This window comes from Clostridium pacaense (assembly GCF_020709765.2).
GTDB lineage: Bacteria > Bacillota > Clostridia > Lachnospirales > Lachnospiraceae > Enterocloster > Enterocloster hominis.
Map to the genome: position 1 here is coordinate 1 of NZ_JAJFEB020000066.1, position 565 is coordinate 565.

Genomic DNA, 565 nt, shown 5'->3' on the forward strand with positions numbered 1-565 from the left:
AATAGAGTAGGGAAATAATTGCTAAGAATTATTTCCCTCTCGTTGAACCGTACGTACGGGTCTCGTATACGGCTCTACAACTTATATTCCAACTTATCTTAGATAATAATTTAAAGGATTGAGCAAACCAGCTCCGTCCTTTATTTTTGTTTCAAGCACCGTTGGGCTAATGATAAAATTAACTACATTCATTCCACTCTGTCTGTACCATCCAAGTCTTGAGTTTGCAACTTTATAGATTGATTCATGGTCAAATCCACATTTATATTTTCCGTTCATATAGCATAGGTTTCTATAAATAGTCTTTGGCGTTTTCCATTGTTTCATCACTATCACTCGAATTTTATGCCTTAACCATTGACCGAAATCATCCATAAATCTTTTCATCATTCCGATTCTGAAATAGTTAATCCAACCTCTTGCAATCTCGTTTACTCGCTTGATTGTTTCCGCAAGTGGTCGGGCGATTGCCTTATTTCTTTTGAGGTATTCACTCACTTTCTGCTTTAACTTCTTTTTCTTTTCTGTGGTTGGTTTTACTTTCCATTCGCTACCCTTTTTCAGA

At 36.1% G+C, this 565-nt stretch carries 1 protein-coding gene; it reads right to left on the reverse strand.

Annotated elements, in window-relative coordinates; genetic code table 11:
- Positions 1 to 93: 93 nt before the first annotated feature.
- Positions 94 to 565: group II intron maturase-specific domain-containing protein (locus LK536_RS58485; protein WP_506092300.1), on the reverse strand; the 472-nt coding region annotated here is incomplete at its 5' end.